General features: G+C 70.2%; 14 protein-coding genes. 1 reads left to right on the top strand and 13 read right to left on the bottom strand.

Annotation, left to right across the window (positions count from 1 at the left end; all coding sequences use genetic code 11):
• Positions 1 to 287: 287 nt before the first annotated feature.
• The 13 genes from metK to pyrR all read right to left on the bottom strand — a co-directional run bounded on the left by metK (position 288) and on the right by pyrR (position 14,621).
• Positions 288 to 1,496: a methionine adenosyltransferase gene (gene metK / locus ACFWI4_RS13930; protein ID WP_385408741.1), complete on the bottom strand. Its 1,209-nt coding sequence runs from the start codon at positions 1,494 to 1,496 to the stop codon at positions 288 to 290.
• 237 nt (positions 1,497 to 1,733) lie between these two features.
• A complete protein-coding gene (gene coaBC / locus ACFWI4_RS13925) occupies positions 1,734 to 2,936 on the bottom strand; it encodes a bifunctional phosphopantothenoylcysteine decarboxylase/phosphopantothenate--cysteine ligase CoaBC (RefSeq protein ID WP_387194981.1) in 1,203 nt (400 codons plus the stop codon).
• 93 nt (positions 2,937 to 3,029) lie between these two features.
• A complete protein-coding gene (gene rpoZ / locus ACFWI4_RS13920) occupies positions 3,030 to 3,302 on the bottom strand; it encodes a DNA-directed RNA polymerase subunit omega (RefSeq protein WP_003982715.1) in 273 nt (90 codons plus the stop codon).
• A gap of 37 nt (positions 3,303 to 3,339) precedes the next feature.
• Complete coding sequence (gmk, locus tag ACFWI4_RS13915) at positions 3,340 to 3,933, bottom strand: guanylate kinase (RefSeq protein ID WP_339128167.1); 594 nt, start codon at positions 3,931 to 3,933, stop codon at positions 3,340 to 3,342.
• Positions 3,934 to 3,970: 37 nt separating this feature from the next.
• Positions 3,971 to 4,294, bottom strand: coding sequence for an integration host factor (locus tag ACFWI4_RS13910; protein WP_016638838.1), 324 nt, complete (start codon positions 4,292 to 4,294; stop codon positions 3,971 to 3,973).
• Positions 4,295 to 4,603: 309 nt separating this feature from the next.
• Entirely contained in the window at positions 4,604 to 5,446 is an 843-nt protein-coding gene (gene pyrF, locus ACFWI4_RS13905) for an orotidine-5'-phosphate decarboxylase (protein WP_387194978.1), read from the bottom strand.
• Positions 5,443 to 6,549, bottom strand: a complete 1,107-nt coding sequence (locus tag ACFWI4_RS13900) for a quinone-dependent dihydroorotate dehydrogenase (protein ID WP_387194975.1) — start codon at positions 6,547 to 6,549, stop codon at positions 5,443 to 5,445. The genes pyrF and ACFWI4_RS13900 overlap by 4 nt, the downstream gene beginning before the upstream one ends.
• Before the next feature lie 99 nt (positions 6,550 to 6,648).
• Entirely contained in the window at positions 6,649 to 9,957 is a 3,309-nt protein-coding gene (carB, locus tag ACFWI4_RS13895) for a carbamoyl-phosphate synthase large subunit (RefSeq protein WP_387194972.1), read from the bottom strand.
• The gene (gene carA / locus ACFWI4_RS13890) at positions 9,950 to 11,122 is read right to left on the bottom strand and encodes a glutamine-hydrolyzing carbamoyl-phosphate synthase small subunit (RefSeq protein WP_387194969.1); all 1,173 of its coding nucleotides are present in this window, start codon (positions 11,120 to 11,122) and stop codon (positions 9,950 to 9,952) included. Before carA ends, carB begins: the two co-directional genes overlap by 8 nt.
• Entirely contained in the window at positions 11,119 to 11,685 is a 567-nt protein-coding gene (locus ACFWI4_RS13885) for a hypothetical protein (RefSeq protein WP_385408728.1), read from the bottom strand. The genes carA and ACFWI4_RS13885 overlap by 4 nt, the downstream gene beginning before the upstream one ends.
• Positions 11,682 to 12,968, bottom strand: a complete 1,287-nt coding sequence (locus ACFWI4_RS13880) for a dihydroorotase (protein ID WP_387194965.1) — start codon at positions 12,966 to 12,968, stop codon at positions 11,682 to 11,684. The genes ACFWI4_RS13885 and ACFWI4_RS13880 overlap by 4 nt, the downstream gene beginning before the upstream one ends.
• A gap of 4 nt (positions 12,969 to 12,972) precedes the next feature.
• On the bottom strand, positions 12,973 to 13,950 hold the full coding sequence (locus ACFWI4_RS13875) for an aspartate carbamoyltransferase catalytic subunit (protein WP_387194962.1): 978 nt from the start codon (positions 13,948 to 13,950) through the stop codon (positions 12,973 to 12,975).
• Between the two features lie 80 nt (positions 13,951 to 14,030).
• The gene (gene pyrR / locus ACFWI4_RS13870) at positions 14,031 to 14,621 is read right to left on the bottom strand and encodes a bifunctional pyr operon transcriptional regulator/uracil phosphoribosyltransferase PyrR (protein ID WP_387194959.1); all 591 of its coding nucleotides are present in this window, start codon (positions 14,619 to 14,621) and stop codon (positions 14,031 to 14,033) included.
• A 244-nt stretch (positions 14,622 to 14,865) separates the two neighbouring features.
• Between pyrR and bldD the strand changes: the two genes are divergently transcribed.
• Positions 14,866 to 15,366 (top strand): transcriptional regulator BldD, encoded by a 501-nt coding sequence (bldD, locus tag ACFWI4_RS13865; RefSeq protein WP_037621142.1) that lies wholly within the window; start codon positions 14,866 to 14,868, stop codon positions 15,364 to 15,366.
• The last annotated feature ends 55 nt before the right edge of the window (positions 15,367 to 15,421 follow it).

Here is a 15,421-nt window from a genome sequence, read left to right as displayed (position 1 = left end):
CAGCAGGATTCGAACCTGCGAGGGGTCGGTACCCCGGGAAGTATCCGCGGCCCTCGCACCGGGCGGGGGCGGAGTCGGTTCTCCCGAGATCAGGTCGGCAGCGGAACGTGTATCCAGATTCACCGCACGCCATGGGCGTACTCCACCGAAGTAACCGCGGCCATCGCACCGGGAGATCATCAGCGTACGGACCCGGCCCGTGGTCCGGCCACCCCTTTCCGCGCAGCCGTGAGGCCCGGCACCCCGAGGGGTACCGGGCCTCACGGCTCTGACGAAACCGCCGGGACCTACAGGCCCGCGGCCTTGCGCAGCGCGTCCACCCGGTCCGTGCGCTCCCACGTGAAGTCGGGCAGCTCGCGGCCGAAGTGGCCGTACGCGGCGGTCTGGGAGTAGATCGGGCGCAGCAGGTCGAGGTCCCGGATGATGGCCGCCGGACGGAGGTCGAAGACGTCCGTGATGGCGGTCTCGATCTTCTCGGCCTCGACCTTGGCGGTGCCGAAGGTCTCGACGAACAGACCGACGGGCTCGGCCTTGCCGATCGCGTAGGCGACCTGGACCTCGCAGCGCGAGGCGAGGCCCGCGGCGACGACGTTCTTGGCGACCCAGCGCATCGCGTAGGCGGCGGAGCGGTCGACCTTGGACGGGTCCTTGCCGGAGAAGGCGCCGCCGCCGTGGCGGGCCATGCCGCCGTACGTGTCGATGATGATCTTGCGGCCGGTGAGGCCGGCGTCGCCCATCGGGCCGCCGATCTCGAAGCGGCCGGTCGGGTTCACCAGCAGGCGGTAGCCCTCGGTCTCCAGCTTGATGCCGTCCTCGAGGAGGGCCTTCAGCTCCGGCTCCACGACGAACTCGCGGATGTCGGGAGCGAGCAGGGACTCCAGGTCGATGTCCGAGGCGTGCTGCGAGGACACGACGACGGTGTCCAGACGGACCGCCTTGTCGCCGTCGTACTCGATGGTGACCTGGGTCTTGCCGTCGGGGCGCAGGTACGGGATGGTCCCGTTCTTGCGGACGTCGGACAGCCTGCGCGAGAGCTTGTGCGCGAGGTGGATCGGGAGCGGCATCAGGTTCGGGGTCTCGTCCGTCGCGTACCCGAACATCAGGCCCTGGTCGCCGGCGCCCTGCCTGTCCAGCTCGTCCTCGTCGCCCTCGACACGGGACTCGTACGCCGTGTCGACACCCTGCGCGATGTCCGGGGACTGGGAGCCGATCGACACCGACACGCCGCAGGAGGCTCCGTCGAAGCCCTTCTTCGACGAGTCGTAGCCGATCTCCAGGATCTTGTCGCGGACCAGCTGGGCGATCGGCGCGTACGCCTTGGTCGTGACCTCTCCGGCCACGTGCACCAGGCCGGTGGTGATGAGCGTCTCCACGGCGACCCGGGACGTCGGGTCCTCGCGCAGAAGCGCGTCGAGAATGGTGTCGCTGATCTGGTCAGCGATCTTGTCGGGGTGGCCCTCGGTCACGGACTCCGAGGTGAACAGGCGACGGGACACAACGCTCCCTGTGGTTGCAGCGGCTGCTGGCTGATCATTGGTGGACGGGTCGGGGGCTGCGCCCGGCGTCGTCCGAGAACAGTTTATCGGTCGCACTCGGCCGCGGGACCCCTGTCTCGCCTCTCGGAAGGCCTGTGACCTGCGGCACGGGCATTCTGCGCCATGGCCATGGGTCTTCGCCAGGGTCGCCACGCCCGATTTTGCGCGATTTGTGTGACAGGTGCGACAGGAGGGGTTTCACACCAGCCGGTGTGTCACCAGATCCCACACGGTCTCGGCCAGGGCTTCCTTGGGTCCGTAGGGCACCGGGGTCTCACTCCCGTCGGCTCCGAGCACGACGGCCTCGTTCTCCTCGGAACCGAAGGTCTTGCGCTCGCCCACCTCGTTCACCACCAGGAGATCGCATCCCTTGCGCTCCAGTTTGGTCCGTCCGTTGGACAGGACGTCGTCGGTCTCGGCGGCGAAGCCCACCACGACCTGGCCGGGGCGGGCGCGGTCCGCGGAGATCTCCGCGAGGATGTCCGGATTGCGTACGAGAACGATCGGCTCCGGTTCCTTGCCGTCCTTCTTCTTGATCTTCCCGGAGGCGTATGCCTTGGGGCGGAAGTCCGCCACCGCGGCCGCCATCACCACGGCGTCGGCGTCGGCGGCGGCCTTCAGCACGGCCTCCCGCAGCTGCACGGCGGTGCCCACCCGGACCACGTCGACCCCCGCCGGGTCCGCCAGGCCGGTGTTCGCCGCGATCAGGGTGACCCGGGCGCCGCGGGCGGCGGCGGTGCGGGCGAGCGCGTAGCCCTGCTTGCCGGAGGAGCGGTTGCCGAGGAAGCGGACCGGGTCGAGGGGCTCACGGGTGCCGCCGGCGCTGACGACGACGTGCCGTCCGGCGAGATCGGGCTCGGCGGCGCCGCGGGCGAGGACACGGCGGCAGACCTCGAAGATCTCCCCCGGGTCGGGCAGCCGCCCCTTGCCGGTGTCGACGCCGGTCAGACGTCCCACGGCCGGCTCGACGACGACGGCACCGCGCCGACGCAGGGTCGCCACGTTCTCCTGGGTGGCGGGGTGCTCCCACATCTCGGTGTGCATGGCGGGCGCGAAGACGACCGGACAGCGCGCGGTGAGCAGGGTGTTGGTGAGGAGGTCGTCGGCCAGCCCGTGGGCGGCCTTGGCCAGCATGTCGGCCGTCGCGGGGGCGACCACCACGAGATCGGCGTGCTGCCCGATGCGGACGTGCGGGACCTCGTGGACGTCCGACCAGACCTCGGTGGACACCGGGTGGCCCGAGAGCGCGGACCAGGTGGCCGCGCCGACGAAGTTCAGCGCGGAGGCGGTGGGCACGACCCGTACGTCGTGACCCGACTCCGTCAGCCGTCGCAGCAGCTCACAGGCCTTGTACGCGGCGATGCCACCGCTGACCCCCAGAACGACCTTGGGCTTGTCCACCGTCTCTCCCCGGGCTCGGAAACGTACGACTCCATGACACACCACAGGCCCGGCGGTCGCGCCGCCGGGCCTGGGATGAGCGTTTTGATACGACTACTGAGCGGGGCCCTCGACGGCCTCGGAGGTCAGCAGACCCGCGTTGATCTCGCGCAGCGCGATCGACAGCGGCTTCTCGTGGACGTGGGTGTCGACGAGCGGACCGACGTACTCGAGGAGGCCCTCGCCGAGCTGCGAGTAGTACGCGTTGATCTGACGGGCGCGCTTGGCCGCGTAGATCACCAGGCTGTACTTCGAGTCGGTGGCCTCGAGAAGCTCGTCGATCGGAGGGTTGATGATGCCCTCGGGAGCAGTGATGGAAGAGGACACGCTCTGCCTTCCGAAAGGTGGAAATTGACCTGAAAGATCAAACAACTGCCACCAAGGCTAGCAGCTCACGCGCAACGTCCTCGACGGAGGTGTTGACCAGGGTGACGTCGAACTCGGGTTCGGCGGCCAGTTCGATCTTCGCCGCGTCCAGCCGGCGCTCGATGACCTCGGGCGGCTCGGTGCCCCGCCCGGTGAGCCTGCGCACCAGCTCGTCCCAGGAGGGCGGTGCCAGGAACACCAGCAGCGCTTCCCGCATGGACTCGCGGACCTGCCGGGCTCCCTGGAGGTCGATCTCCAGGAGGACCGGGACACCGGACTCCAGGTGCTCCAGGACCGCGGCCCGCGGGGTGCCGTAGCGGTTGCCGGCGAACTCGGCCCACTCCAGGAGCTCGCCGTTGGCGATCAGCTTGTCCATCTCGTCGTCGGTGACGAAGAAGTAGTGGACTCCGTGCTTCTCGCCGGGGCGGGGCTTACGGGTCGTCGCCGACACCGAGAGCCAGACCTCGGGGTGCGCCTTGCGCATATGAGCGACGACCGTGCTCTTGCCGACCCCGGAGGGGCCGGAGAGCACGGTCAGCCGCGGACGTACGTCCGGGGGTACGGGGGTCGTCCCCCGGGGTGTTGCAGCCATACAGCGATTATTCCAGCAATCCCGGTGTGTCCAGGACTCAGGCGCCGGAACCGCCGAACTCGCGCTCCAAAGAGGCGATCTGGTTCGAGCCGAGACCGCGGACGCGGCGGCTCTCGGAGATCCCGAGTCGCTCCATGATCTGCTTGGCGCGGACCTTGCCCACGCCCGGCAGGGACTCCAGGAGAGCGGAGACCTTCATCTTGCCGATGACGTCGTTCTCCTGGCCCTGCTTGATGACCTCGTGAAGAGAGGCGCCGGAGTGCTTGAGTCGATTCTTGACCTCGGCCCGCTCCCGGCGAGCCGCGGCGGCCTTTTCGAGCGCGGCTGCGCGCTGTTCAGGGGTAAGGGGCGGAAGAGCCACGCCTACGTCACCTCGGATGTCGAACTGTCGGATACGGACCGGTGAGGGACCTGGTCGCCCCTCACCTGGGAGCCCCGGGCAACACGCTCGCCCGTTGATTCCCGCCGCCTTGACAGCGCGGGAGGTGCTCCCACTCGTCGGAGACTAGCGGGCAAGTGCGCCGGAGTCAGCGAGAACAGAGGAAAAGTCCTGGTCAGCCTCCCTGGAGGCCGACATTTACGACAAACCTCCCCGGATTTGAGAATGTATTCAGACTCTCGGCGCCGGGAAGGCACTCGTCGGAGGACTCTCGAACGGCTGTCGGAGCGCTCAGGCGGCCGCCACGGCGGCCCTGATCTCCTCCGCGAAGCCCTCGGCGGACTCGCGCAGGGCCATGACGTCGGGACCGTGACGAAGGACACCCCGGCTCACGTTCGGGACGACGTTGCGCACGGCGGACCCGAACACGCCCGCGAGATCCGCGGCGGTCGCTCCCTGGGCGCCGATGCCGGGCGCGAGGAGCGGGCCGTTGATCTCCAGGTCGTACGAGGAGAGGTCGCCCAGGGTCGCGCCGACGACCGCGCCGAAGGAACCGAGCGGGGTCTCGTCGGCGTTCTCGGCGGCCAGGCGCGCGAGCATCGTCGCTCCGACGTTCCGCCCGTCGGCGCGCACGGCGTGCTGCACCTCGCCGCCCTCCGGGTTGGAGGTGAGCGCGAGGACGAAGAGCCCGGCCCCGCTCTCGCGCGCCAGCTCGACCGCGGGCTTCAGCGAGCCGTAGCCCAGGTACGGCGACACGGTCAGCGCGTCCGAGAAGAGCGGCGCGTCCTTGCGCAGGAAGGTCTCGGCGTACGCGGCCATGGTCGAGCCGATGTCGCCTCGCTTGGCGTCCATCACGACCAGCGCGCCGGCCGCCCGGGCCTCTTCGACGGACTTCTCCAGGACGGCGATCCCGCGGGAGCCGAACCGCTCGAAGAACGCGCTCTGGGGCTTCAGGACGGCGACCCGCTCGGCGAGCGCCTCGACGACCGTGCGGCTGAACCGCTCCAGGCCCGCGATGTCGTCGCCGAGGCCCCAGTCGGCGAGCAGGGAGGCGTGCGGGTCGATGCCCACGCACAGGGGACCGCGCTCGTCCATGGCGCGGCGCAGACGTGCGCCGAAGGGTTCCAGGCTCATGCGGGCTTCCTCACGTCGGCGCCGACCGCGTCGGCGAGGGTGGCGTACGGGCTCGTGCGCAGGCGGGCGGCGAGTCCCTTGTGGATGGCGCGGCCCCAGAAGGGACCCTCGTAGATGAAGGCGCTGTAGCCCTGGACCAGCGTGGCGCCGGCCAGGATGCGCTGCCAGGCGTCCTCGGCGTCCTCGACGCCGCCGACGCCCACCAGGGTGATCCGGTCGCCCACGCGCGCGTAGAGGCGCCTGAGGACCTCCAGGGAGCGTGCCTTGAGCGGCGCGCCGGAGAGACCGCCGGTCTCCTCGACCAGGGAGGGGTCCGAGGTCAGGCCGAGGCCCTCGCGCGCGATGGTGGTGTTCGTCGCGATGATCCCGTCCAGGCCGAGTTCGACGGCGAGGTCGGCGACGGCGTCGACGTCCTCGTCGGCGAGGTCGGGCGCGATCTTGACGAGGAGCGGGACGCGGCGGTCCGTGACGGCGCGGTCGGCGGCCTCGCGCACGGCGCTGAGCAGCGGCCGCAGGGCCTCGGTGGCCTGGAGGTTGCGCAGGCCGGGGGTGTTCGGCGACGAGACGTTCACCACGAGGTAGTCGGCGTGCCGGGCGAGGCGCTCGGTGGACTTCACGTAGTCGCCGACGGCCTCCTCCTCGGGGACGACCTTGGTCTTGCCGATGTTGACGCCGACGACGGTCCTGAAGACGGGCGTACGGGCCGCCAGTCGCTCCGAGACGGCCGCGGAGCCCTCGTTGTTGAAGCCCATGCGGTTGATCAGCGCGCGGTCCGGCACGAGGCGGAACAGCCGCTTCTTGGGGTTGCCCGGCTGGGGCTCCCCGGTGACCGTGCCGATCTCGATGTGGTCGAAGCCGAGCATCGCCATGCCGTCGATGGCCACGGCGTTCTTGTCGAAGCCGGCGGCGAGTCCGAAGGGGCCGTGCATGCGCAGGCCGAGCGCCTCGGTGCGCAGTTCCTCGTACCGGGGCGCGAGCGCGGCGGCGACGAAGGTGCGCAGGACCGGGACGCGGGCGACGAGCCGGATCCAGCGGAAGGCGAGGTGGTGGGCCTGCTCCGGGTCCATCCGCTTGAAGACGAGGCCGAAGAAGAGCTTGTACATGATCGTGTCCTCTGAGGTGCCCGGTGGGGAACGCCTCTGGAAGGGGCGGGGGGCTCATGAAGAGGGGGACACCGTTTTCCGGTGTCCCCCTCAGGGCTGCTAGTCGCGCGCCGCGATCAGATGCTCGGCGTGTTCCTGGAGCGAGCGCACGCCCACGTCTCCGTGGTTGAGCGCGTCGATGCCCTGGACGGCGGCGGCGAGCGCCTGCACCGTCGTCAGGCACGGGACCGAGCGGGCCACGGCCGCCGTGCGGATCTCGTAGCCGTCGAGGCGGCCGCCGGTGCCGTACGGCGTGTTGACGATGAGGTCGACCTCGCCGTCGTGGATGAGCTGGACGATCGTCTTCTCGCCGTTCGGGCCCTCGCCCTCGCTCTGCTTGCGCACGATCGTGGCGTGGATGCCGTTGCGCTTGAGCACCTCGGCGGTGCCGGAGGTGGCCATCAGCTCGAAGCCGTGGGCGACGAGCTCGCGCGCCGGGAAGATCATCGAGCGCTTGTCCCGGTTGGCGACCGAGATGAACGCGCGGCCCTTGGTGGGCAGCGGGCCGTAGGCGCCGGCCTGCGACTTGGCGTACGCCGTGCCGAAGACGGAGTCGATGCCCATGACCTCGCCGGTGGAGCGCATCTCCGGGCCGAGCACGGTGTCGACACCGCGGCCGTGGATGTCGCGGAAGCGCGACCACGGCATGACGGCCTCCTTGACGGAGATCGGCGCGTCGAGCGGCAGGGTGCCGCCGTCGCCGTTCGCCGGGAGCAGGCCCTCGGCGCGCAGCTCGGCGACGGTCGCGCCCAGCGAGATGCGGGCGGCGGCCTTCGCGAGCGGCACCGCGGTCGCCTTCGAGGTGAAGGGGACGGTGCGCGAGGCGCGCGGGTTGGCCTCCAGGACGTAGAGGATGTCCCCGGCCATCGCGAACTGGATATTGATCAGGCCGCGGACGCCGACGCCCTTGGCGATGGCCTCCGTCGAGGCGCGCAGCCGCTTGATGTCGAAGCCGCCGAGGGTGATCGGGGGCAGGGCGCACGCCGAGTCGCCGGAGTGGATGCCGGCCTCCTCGATGTGCTCCATGACGCCGCCGAGGTAGAGCTCCTCGCCGTCGTACAGCGCGTCGACGTCGATCTCGATGGCGTCGTCGAGGAAGCGGTCGACCAGGACCGGCCGGGAGGGGCTGATCTCGGTGGACTCGGCGATGTAGGAGGACAGCCGGGTCTCGTCGTAGACGATCTCCATGCCGCGTCCGCCGAGGACGTACGAGGGGCGGACCAGGACCGGGTAGCCGATCTCGTCGGCGATGGCCTTGGCCTCGGCGAAGGTGGTGGCGGTGCCGTGCTTGGGGGCCGGCAGGCCGGCCTCCGCCAGGACCCGGCCGAACGCGCCGCGGTCCTCGGCGGCGTGGATCGCCTCGGGCGAGGTGCCGACGACCGGTACGCCGTTGTCCTTGAGCGCCTGCGCGAGGCCCAGCGGGGTCTGGCCGCCGAGCTGCACGATGACACCGGCGATCGGGCCGGCCAGCGACTCCGCGTGCACGATCTCCAGCACGTCTTCCAGCGTCAGCGGCTCGAAGTACAGGCGGTCGGAGGTGTCGTAGTCCGTGGAGACGGTCTCGGGGTTGCAGTTGACCATCACGGTCTCGTAGCCGGCGTCGCTGAGCGCGAAGGAGGCGTGGACGCAGGAGTAGTCGAACTCGATGCCCTGGCCGATGCGGTTGGGGCCCGAGCCCAGGATGATCACCGCGGGCTTCTCGCGCGGCGCGACCTCGGTCTCCTCGTCGTAGGAGGAGTAGAAGTACGGCGTCTTCGCGGCGAACTCGGCGGCGCAGGTGTCGACCGTCTTGTAGACCGGGCGTACGCCGAGCGCGTGCCGCACCTCGCGGACGACGTCCTCGCGCAGCCCGCGGATCTCGGCGATCTGGGTGTCGGAGAAGCCGTGCCGCTTGGCCTCGGCGAGCAGCTCGGGGTGGAGCTTGTCGGCGGCGGCCAGCTCGTCGGCGATCTCCTTGATCAGGAAGAGCTGGTCGACGAACCACGGGTCGATCTTCGTGGACTCGAAGACCTCCTCGGGGGTGGCGCCCGCGCGGATGGCCTGCATGACGGAGTTGATGCGGCCGTCGGTGGGACGGACGGCCTCGCGCAGCAGCTCCGCCTTGTCACCGGGTTCACCCACGAAGGTGAACTGGCTGCCCTTCTTCTCCAGCGAGCGCAGCGCCTTCTGGAGCGCCTCGGTGAAGTTGCGGCCGATCGCCATGGCCTCGCCGACCGACTTCATCGTGGTGGTCAGCGTGGAGTCGGCCTGGGGGAACTTCTCGAAGGCGAAGCGCGGGGCCTTGACGACGACGTAGTCGAGGGTCGGCTCGAAGGAGGCCGGGGTCTTCTCGGTGATGTCGTTCGGGATCTCGTCGAGCGTGTAGCCGACGGCGAGCTTGGCCGCGATCTTGGCGATGGGGAAGCCGGTCGCCTTGGAGGCGAGGGCCGAGGACCGCGAGACGCGCGGGTTCATCTCGATCACGATGACGCGGCCGTCGTCGGGGTTGATCGCGAACTGGATGTTGCAGCCGCCGGTGTCGACGCCGACCTCGCGGATGATCGCGATGCCGATGTCGCGCAGCCGCTGGTACTCGCGGTCGGTCAGCGTCATGGCGGGGGCGACGGTGATGGAGTCGCCGGTGTGGACGCCCATCGGGTCGAAGTTCTCGATGGAGCAGACGACCACGACGTTGTCGTTCTTGTCGCGCATCAGCTCCAGCTCGTACTCCTTCCAGCCGAGGATGGACTCCTCCAGGAGCACCTCGGTGGTCGGGGAGAGCGTGAGGCCCTGGCCGGCGATGCGGCGCAGCTCCTCCTCGTCGTGCGCGAAGCCGGAGCCGGCGCCGCCCATGGTGAAGGAGGGGCGCACGACGACGGGGTAGCCGCCGAGCGTGTCGACGCCCGCGATCACGTCGTCCATGGAGTGGCAGATCACGGAGCGGGCGGACTCGCCGTAGCCGATCTTCTCGCGCACGGCCTCGACGACGCCCTTGAAGAGGTCGCGGTCCTCGCCCTTGTTGATCGCCTCGACGTTGGCGCCGATCAGTTCGACGCCGTACTTCTCCAGCACGCCCTGCTCGTGCATGGAGATGGCGGTGTTGAGCGCCGTCTGGCCGCCGAGGGTCGGCAGCAGGACGTCGGGGCGCTCCTTGGCGATGATCTTCTCGACGAACTCGGGGGTGATCGGCTCGACGTACGTGGCGTCGGCGATCTCCGGGTCGGTCATGATCGTCGCCGGGTTGGAGTTGACGAGGATGACCCGCAGGCCCTCGGCGCGCAGGACGCGGCAGGCCTGGGTGCCGGAGTAGTCGAACTCGGCGGCCTGGCCGATGACGATCGGGCCGGAGCCGATGACCAGGACGGACTGGATATCGGTGCGCTTAGGCACGCTGGCCCTCCATCAGAGCTGTTTCCATCAAAGACGTGAAGCGGTCGAACAGGTAGGCGGCGTCGTGCGGCCCCGCCGCCGCCTCGGGGTGGTACTGGACGCTGAAGGCCGGCTGGTCGAGCAGCTGGAGGCCTTCCACCACGTTGTCGTTGAGGCAGACGTGGGAGACCTCGGCGCGGCCGAAGGGGGTCTGGGAGACCTCGTCGAGCGGGGCGTCGACGGCGAAGCCGTGGTTGTGCGCGGTGACCTCGACCTTGCCGGTCGTACGGTCCTGCACCGGCTGGTTGATGCCGCGGTGGCCGTACTTCAGCTTGTACGTGCCGAAGCCGAGCGCGCGGCCGAGGATCTGGTTGCCGAAGCAGATGCCGAACAGCGGCGTCTTCCGGGCGAGGACCTCGCGCATCACGGCGACGGGGCCGTCGGCGGTGGCGGGGTCACCGGGGCCGTTGGAGAAGAACACGCCGTCGGGGTTCACGGCGTAGACGTCCTCGGCGGTGGCCGTCGCGGGCAGCACGTGCACCTCGATGCCGCGTTCGGCCATCCGGTGCGGGGTCATGCCCTTGATGCCCAGGTCGACGGCGGCGACGGTGAACCGCTTCGTGCCGATCGCGGGGACGACGTACGTCTCCTTGGTGGCGACCTCGGCGGAGAGGTTCGCGCCCGTCATCTCGGGCGTCTGGCGCACCTGGGCGAGCATGGTGCCCTCGTCGGGCAGCGCGTTGCCGGAGAAGATGCCGACGCGCATGGCGCCGCGCTCGCGCAGGTGGCGGGTGAGGGCGCGGGTGTCGATGCCGCTGATGCCGACGACGCCCTGGTTGCGCAGTTCCTCGTCGAGGGAGCGGCGCGAGCGCCAGTTGGAGGGCACGCGCGCGGGGTCGCGGACCACGTAGCCGGCGACCCAGATCCGCTGCGACTCGGGGTCCTCGTCGTTGACGCCGGTGTTGCCGACGTGCGGGGCGGTCATCACCACGACCTGGCGGTGGTACGACGGGTCGGTGAGGGTCTCCTGGTAGCCGGTCATGCCGGTGGAGAACACCGCTTCGCCGAAGGTCTCCCCCACGGCCCCGTAGGACCGGCCGCGGAAGACCCGGCCGTCCTCCAGGACGAGTACGGCGGGAAGCGCCTTCTCCTTGTGCGAGGCGTTCCCCTGGGTGGAGGTCGTCATCGTGCGCCTTCCGTTTCCGTCTTGTTGATCATGTCGTTCAGGGTGTCGGCCCATTCGTTGTGCTCGGCCGCGCGGTCGGAGCGGAATCCGGAGTCGAGGAGCCTGTCGCCGTGCGCCCAGGTGACGACCAGGAGTCCGCCCTCGGTGAGGACCTTGCCCGCGATGCCCTTGTCGAGCCGGGCCTCGCGCAGCTGCGAGGCCGGGATGAAGAAGTCGTCCGCTCCGGGGCGTACGACGTCGAGTCCCGCGTCCGTCAGGGTGAGCTCGGCCCGGCTGCGCGTGCCCAGACCGTGCGCCACGATGCGGTCGAGCCACTGCCCGGCGGTGGTGGAGCCGTGGTAGCGGCCGCTCATGCTCAGTCTGGCCGGGCCGGTGTCTTCCGGCGCGGTGGGGAGCTCGGGCAGGTCGCCCTGGAGGGTGCCCCGCCACTTCCAGCCCTCGCGCATCAGCCAGTAGACGAGCGCCACGAAGAGGGCGAGTCCGACGAGCCAGCCGATCCGGGCGGACCAGTCGGTCACTTCCGCGGACTTCTGGGCGGCGGCGATGGAGAGGTGAGGTGTCACGCGAGCTTCCCGTCGACGAGGGTGGCCTTGCCCCGCAGCCAGGTGTGGGTGACCAGGCCCGGCAGCTCACGGCCCTCGTAGGGGGTGTTGCGGCTGCGCGAGGCGAAGCCGGCGGGGTCCACGGTCCCACGGTATGCCGTGTCCACGAGCGTGAGGTTGGCGGGCTCACCTGCCGAGACGGGACGTCCGTGGCCGGTGGCCCGGCCGATCGCGGCGGGCTTGACGGACATGCGGTCGGCGACGCCGGCCCAGTCGAGCAGGCCGGTCTCGACCATCGTCTGCTGGACGACGGACAGCGCGGTCTCCAGACCGACCATGCCCATCGCCGCGGCCGCCCACTCGCAGTCCTTGTCCTCGTGCGGGTGCGGCGCGTGGTCGGTGGCGACGATGTCGATCGTGCCGTCGGCGAGCGCCTCGCGCAGGGCCATGACGTCCCGCTCGGTGCGCAGCGGCGGGTTGACCTTGTAGACGGGGTTGTACGAGCGCACCAGTTCGTCCGTGAGGAGCAGGTGGTGCGGGGTGACCTCGGCGGTGACGTCGATGCCGCGGGACTTGGCCCAGCGGACGATCTCGACGCTGCCGGCGGTCGACAGGTGGCAGATGTGGACGCGGGAGCCGACGTGCTCGGCGAGCAGGACGTCCCGGGCGATGATCGACTCCTCGGCCACCGCGGGCCAGCCGCCGAGCCCGAGCTCCGCGGAGACGACGCCCTCGTTCATCTGGGCGCCCTCGGTGAGGCGGGGCTCCTGGGCGTGCTGGGCGACGACGCCGCCGAAGGCCTTCACGTACTCCAGCGCGCGGCGCATGATCACGGCGTCGTCGACGCACTTGCCGTCGTCGGAGAAGACGGTGACGCCGGCGGCGGACTCGTGCATGGCGCCGAGCTCGGCGAGCTTCTTGCCCTCCAGGCCGACGGTGACGGCGCCGATGGGCTGCACGTCGCAGTAGCCGTGCTCCTGGCCGAGCCGGTAGACCTGCTCGACCACGCCGGCGGTGTCGGCGACCGGGAAGGTGTTGGCCATGGCGAACACGGCGGTGAAGCCGCCGCTCGCCGCGGCGCGGGTGCCGGTCAGCACGGTCTCGGAGTCCTCGCGGCCGGGCTCGCGCAGATGGGTGTGCAGGTCGACCAGGCCCGGCAGCAGCACCTTGCCGTCGGCCTCGACGACCTCGGCGCCCTCGGCGGACAGCCCGGTGCCTACGGCCTCGATGACCTCGCCGTCGATCAGGACGTCCTGCGGCTCGCCGCCGAGCACCCGCGCACCACGGATAAGGATCTTGCTCATGGTCTTACTTCTCCTCGGTACGGGTGTGGGTGACGGCGGGCTCGTTGCCGCCCAGGAGCAGGTACAGGACGGCCATGCGGATGGAGACACCGTTGGCGACCTGCTCGACGACGGTGCAGCGCTCGGAGTCGGCGACCTCGGCGGTGATCTCCATGCCGCGGACCATCGGGCCGGGGTGCATCACGATGGCGTGCTCCGGCATTCTCGCCATGCGGTCGCCGTCGAGCCCGTAGCGACGCGAGTACTCGCGCTCGGTCGGGAAGAACGCCGCGTTCATCCGCTCGCGCTGCACGCGCAGCATCATCACGGCGTCGGACTTGGAGAGGGTGCTGTCGAGGTCGTACGAGATCTCGCAGGGCCAGCTCTCCACGCCGACCGGCACCAGGGTGGGCGGGGCGACGAGGGTGACCTCGGCGCCGAGGGTGTGCAGCAGGTCGACGTTGGAGCGGGCGACGCGGCTGTGCAGGACGTCGCCGACGATCGTGATGCGCTTGCCGGAGAGGTCCTGGCCGAGTCCGGCGTCCCGGCCGACGAGCCGGCGGCGCATGGTGAAGGCGTCGAGCAGGGCCTGCGTGGGGTGCTGGTGGGTGCCGTCGCCCGCGTTGATCACGGCGGCGTCGATCCAGCCGGAGGTGGCGAGGCGGTAGGGGGCTCCGGAGGCGCCGTGCCGGATGACGACGGCGTCGACGCCCATGGCCTCCAGGGTCTGGGCGGTGTCCTTGAGGGACTCGCCCTTGGAGACGCTCGACCCCTTGGCGGTGAAGTTGATGACGTCGGCGGAGAGGCGCTTCTCGGCGGCCTCGAAGGAGATCCGGGTCCGGGTCGAGTCCTCGAAGAAGAGGTTGACGACGGTGCGGCCGCGCAGGGTCGGCAGTTTCTTGATCGGCCGGTCCGCGACCCGGGCCATCTCCTCGGCGGTGTCGAGGATCAGGACGGCGTCGTCGCGGGTGAGGTCGGCGGCCGAGATGAGATGACGCTGCATCTGTCAGGCTCCGTAAGGGAATTCAGGGAGGATTCGGGCATGCGGGCGCGCGGGGGCGCACTGCGGCGTGGGCCGGAGTGCTACCGGGACTCGCCCGTGGAGGTCCGCTTGGCACCGAGCAGCACGGTGTCGCGACCGTCCTCCTCGGCGAGCTGGACCTTGACCGTCTCCCGCAACGACGTGGGGAGGTTCTTGCCGACGTAGTCGGCGCGGATGGGCAGTTCGCGGTGGCCCCGGTCGACGAGGACGGCGAGCTGCACGGCGCGCGGCCGGCCGATGTCGTTCAGCGCGTCGAGCGCGGCGCGGATGGTGCGGCCGGAGAAGAGCACGTCGTCGACGAGGACGACGAGGCGGCCGTCGATGCCGTCACCGGGGATCTCGGTGCGGGCCAGCGCGCGCGGCGGGTGCATGCGCAGGTCGTCGCGGTACATCGTGATGTCGAGGGATCCGACCGGGATCTTGCGGTCGGTGATCTCTTCGAGCTTGTCGGCCAGCCTGCGGGCCAGGAAGACGCCCCGGGTCGGGATGCCGAGGAGCACCACGTCGTCGGCGCCCTTGGCGCGTTCGACGATCTCGTGGGCGATGCGGGTCAGCACCCGGGCGATGTCGGGTGCCTCCAGCACGGGACGCGCGTCGGCTTCTTCGTGCTGCTTGTCGTGCTGAGTGTCCATGGGAAACGGACCTCCTTCTCCGCCTCACGGGACGGATCATTAAAGGACGTCGGATTTGCGCCATCAACGGTACCAGCCCGGCAACACTGCTGATCACATCGGTTTCAGCCACCCCGGGTCACGCCCGGCCGGGACCGGTCGAAAATCCTTCGGCTTGACGGGGGAGAGTAACGCTGCGTAACCTCACAGTGAGTCACCAGCCGCGCGGCGGAGCCGCACGTTGATACAGCGTCCGGGGAGCTATATGTCCAGCGAATACGCCAAACAGCTCGGGGCCAAGCTCCGCGCCATCCGCACCCAGCAGGGCCTTTCCCTCCATGGCGTGGAGGAGAAGTCGCAGGGCCGCTGGAAGGCGGTCGTGGTCGGTTCGTACGAGCGCGGAGACCGCGCCGTCACCGTACAGCGTCTCGCCGAGCTGGCGGACTTCTACGGGGTGCCGGTCCAGGAGCTGCTTCCGGGCACCACTCCGGGCGGGGCCGCCGAGCCGCCGCCGAAGCTGGTCCTCGACCTGGAGCGGCTGGCCCACGTGCCGGCCGAGAAGGCGGGCCCGCTCCAGCGCTACGCGGCGACGATCCAGTCCCAGCGCGGCGACTACAACGGCAAGGTGCTGTCGATCCGCCAGGACGACCTGCGCACCCTCGCCGTGATCTACGACCAGTCCCCCTCGGTTCTGACCGAGCAGCTGATCAGCTGGGGCGTCCTGGACGCCGACGCGCGCCGCGCCGTCGCCCACGACGAGGGCTGAATCTCCTAGGGACAGCTCAGCAGAAACGTGCCGCCGGGGTGGCCGGAACCTGATG

The sequence above is a fragment of the Streptomyces sp. NPDC127038 genome (assembly GCF_042725875.1).
Taxonomy (GTDB): Bacteria; Actinomycetota; Actinomycetes; order Streptomycetales; family Streptomycetaceae; genus Streptomyces.
Note: the sequence above shows the minus strand (reverse complement) of the source record. Positions and strands in the feature narration are given on the sequence as shown.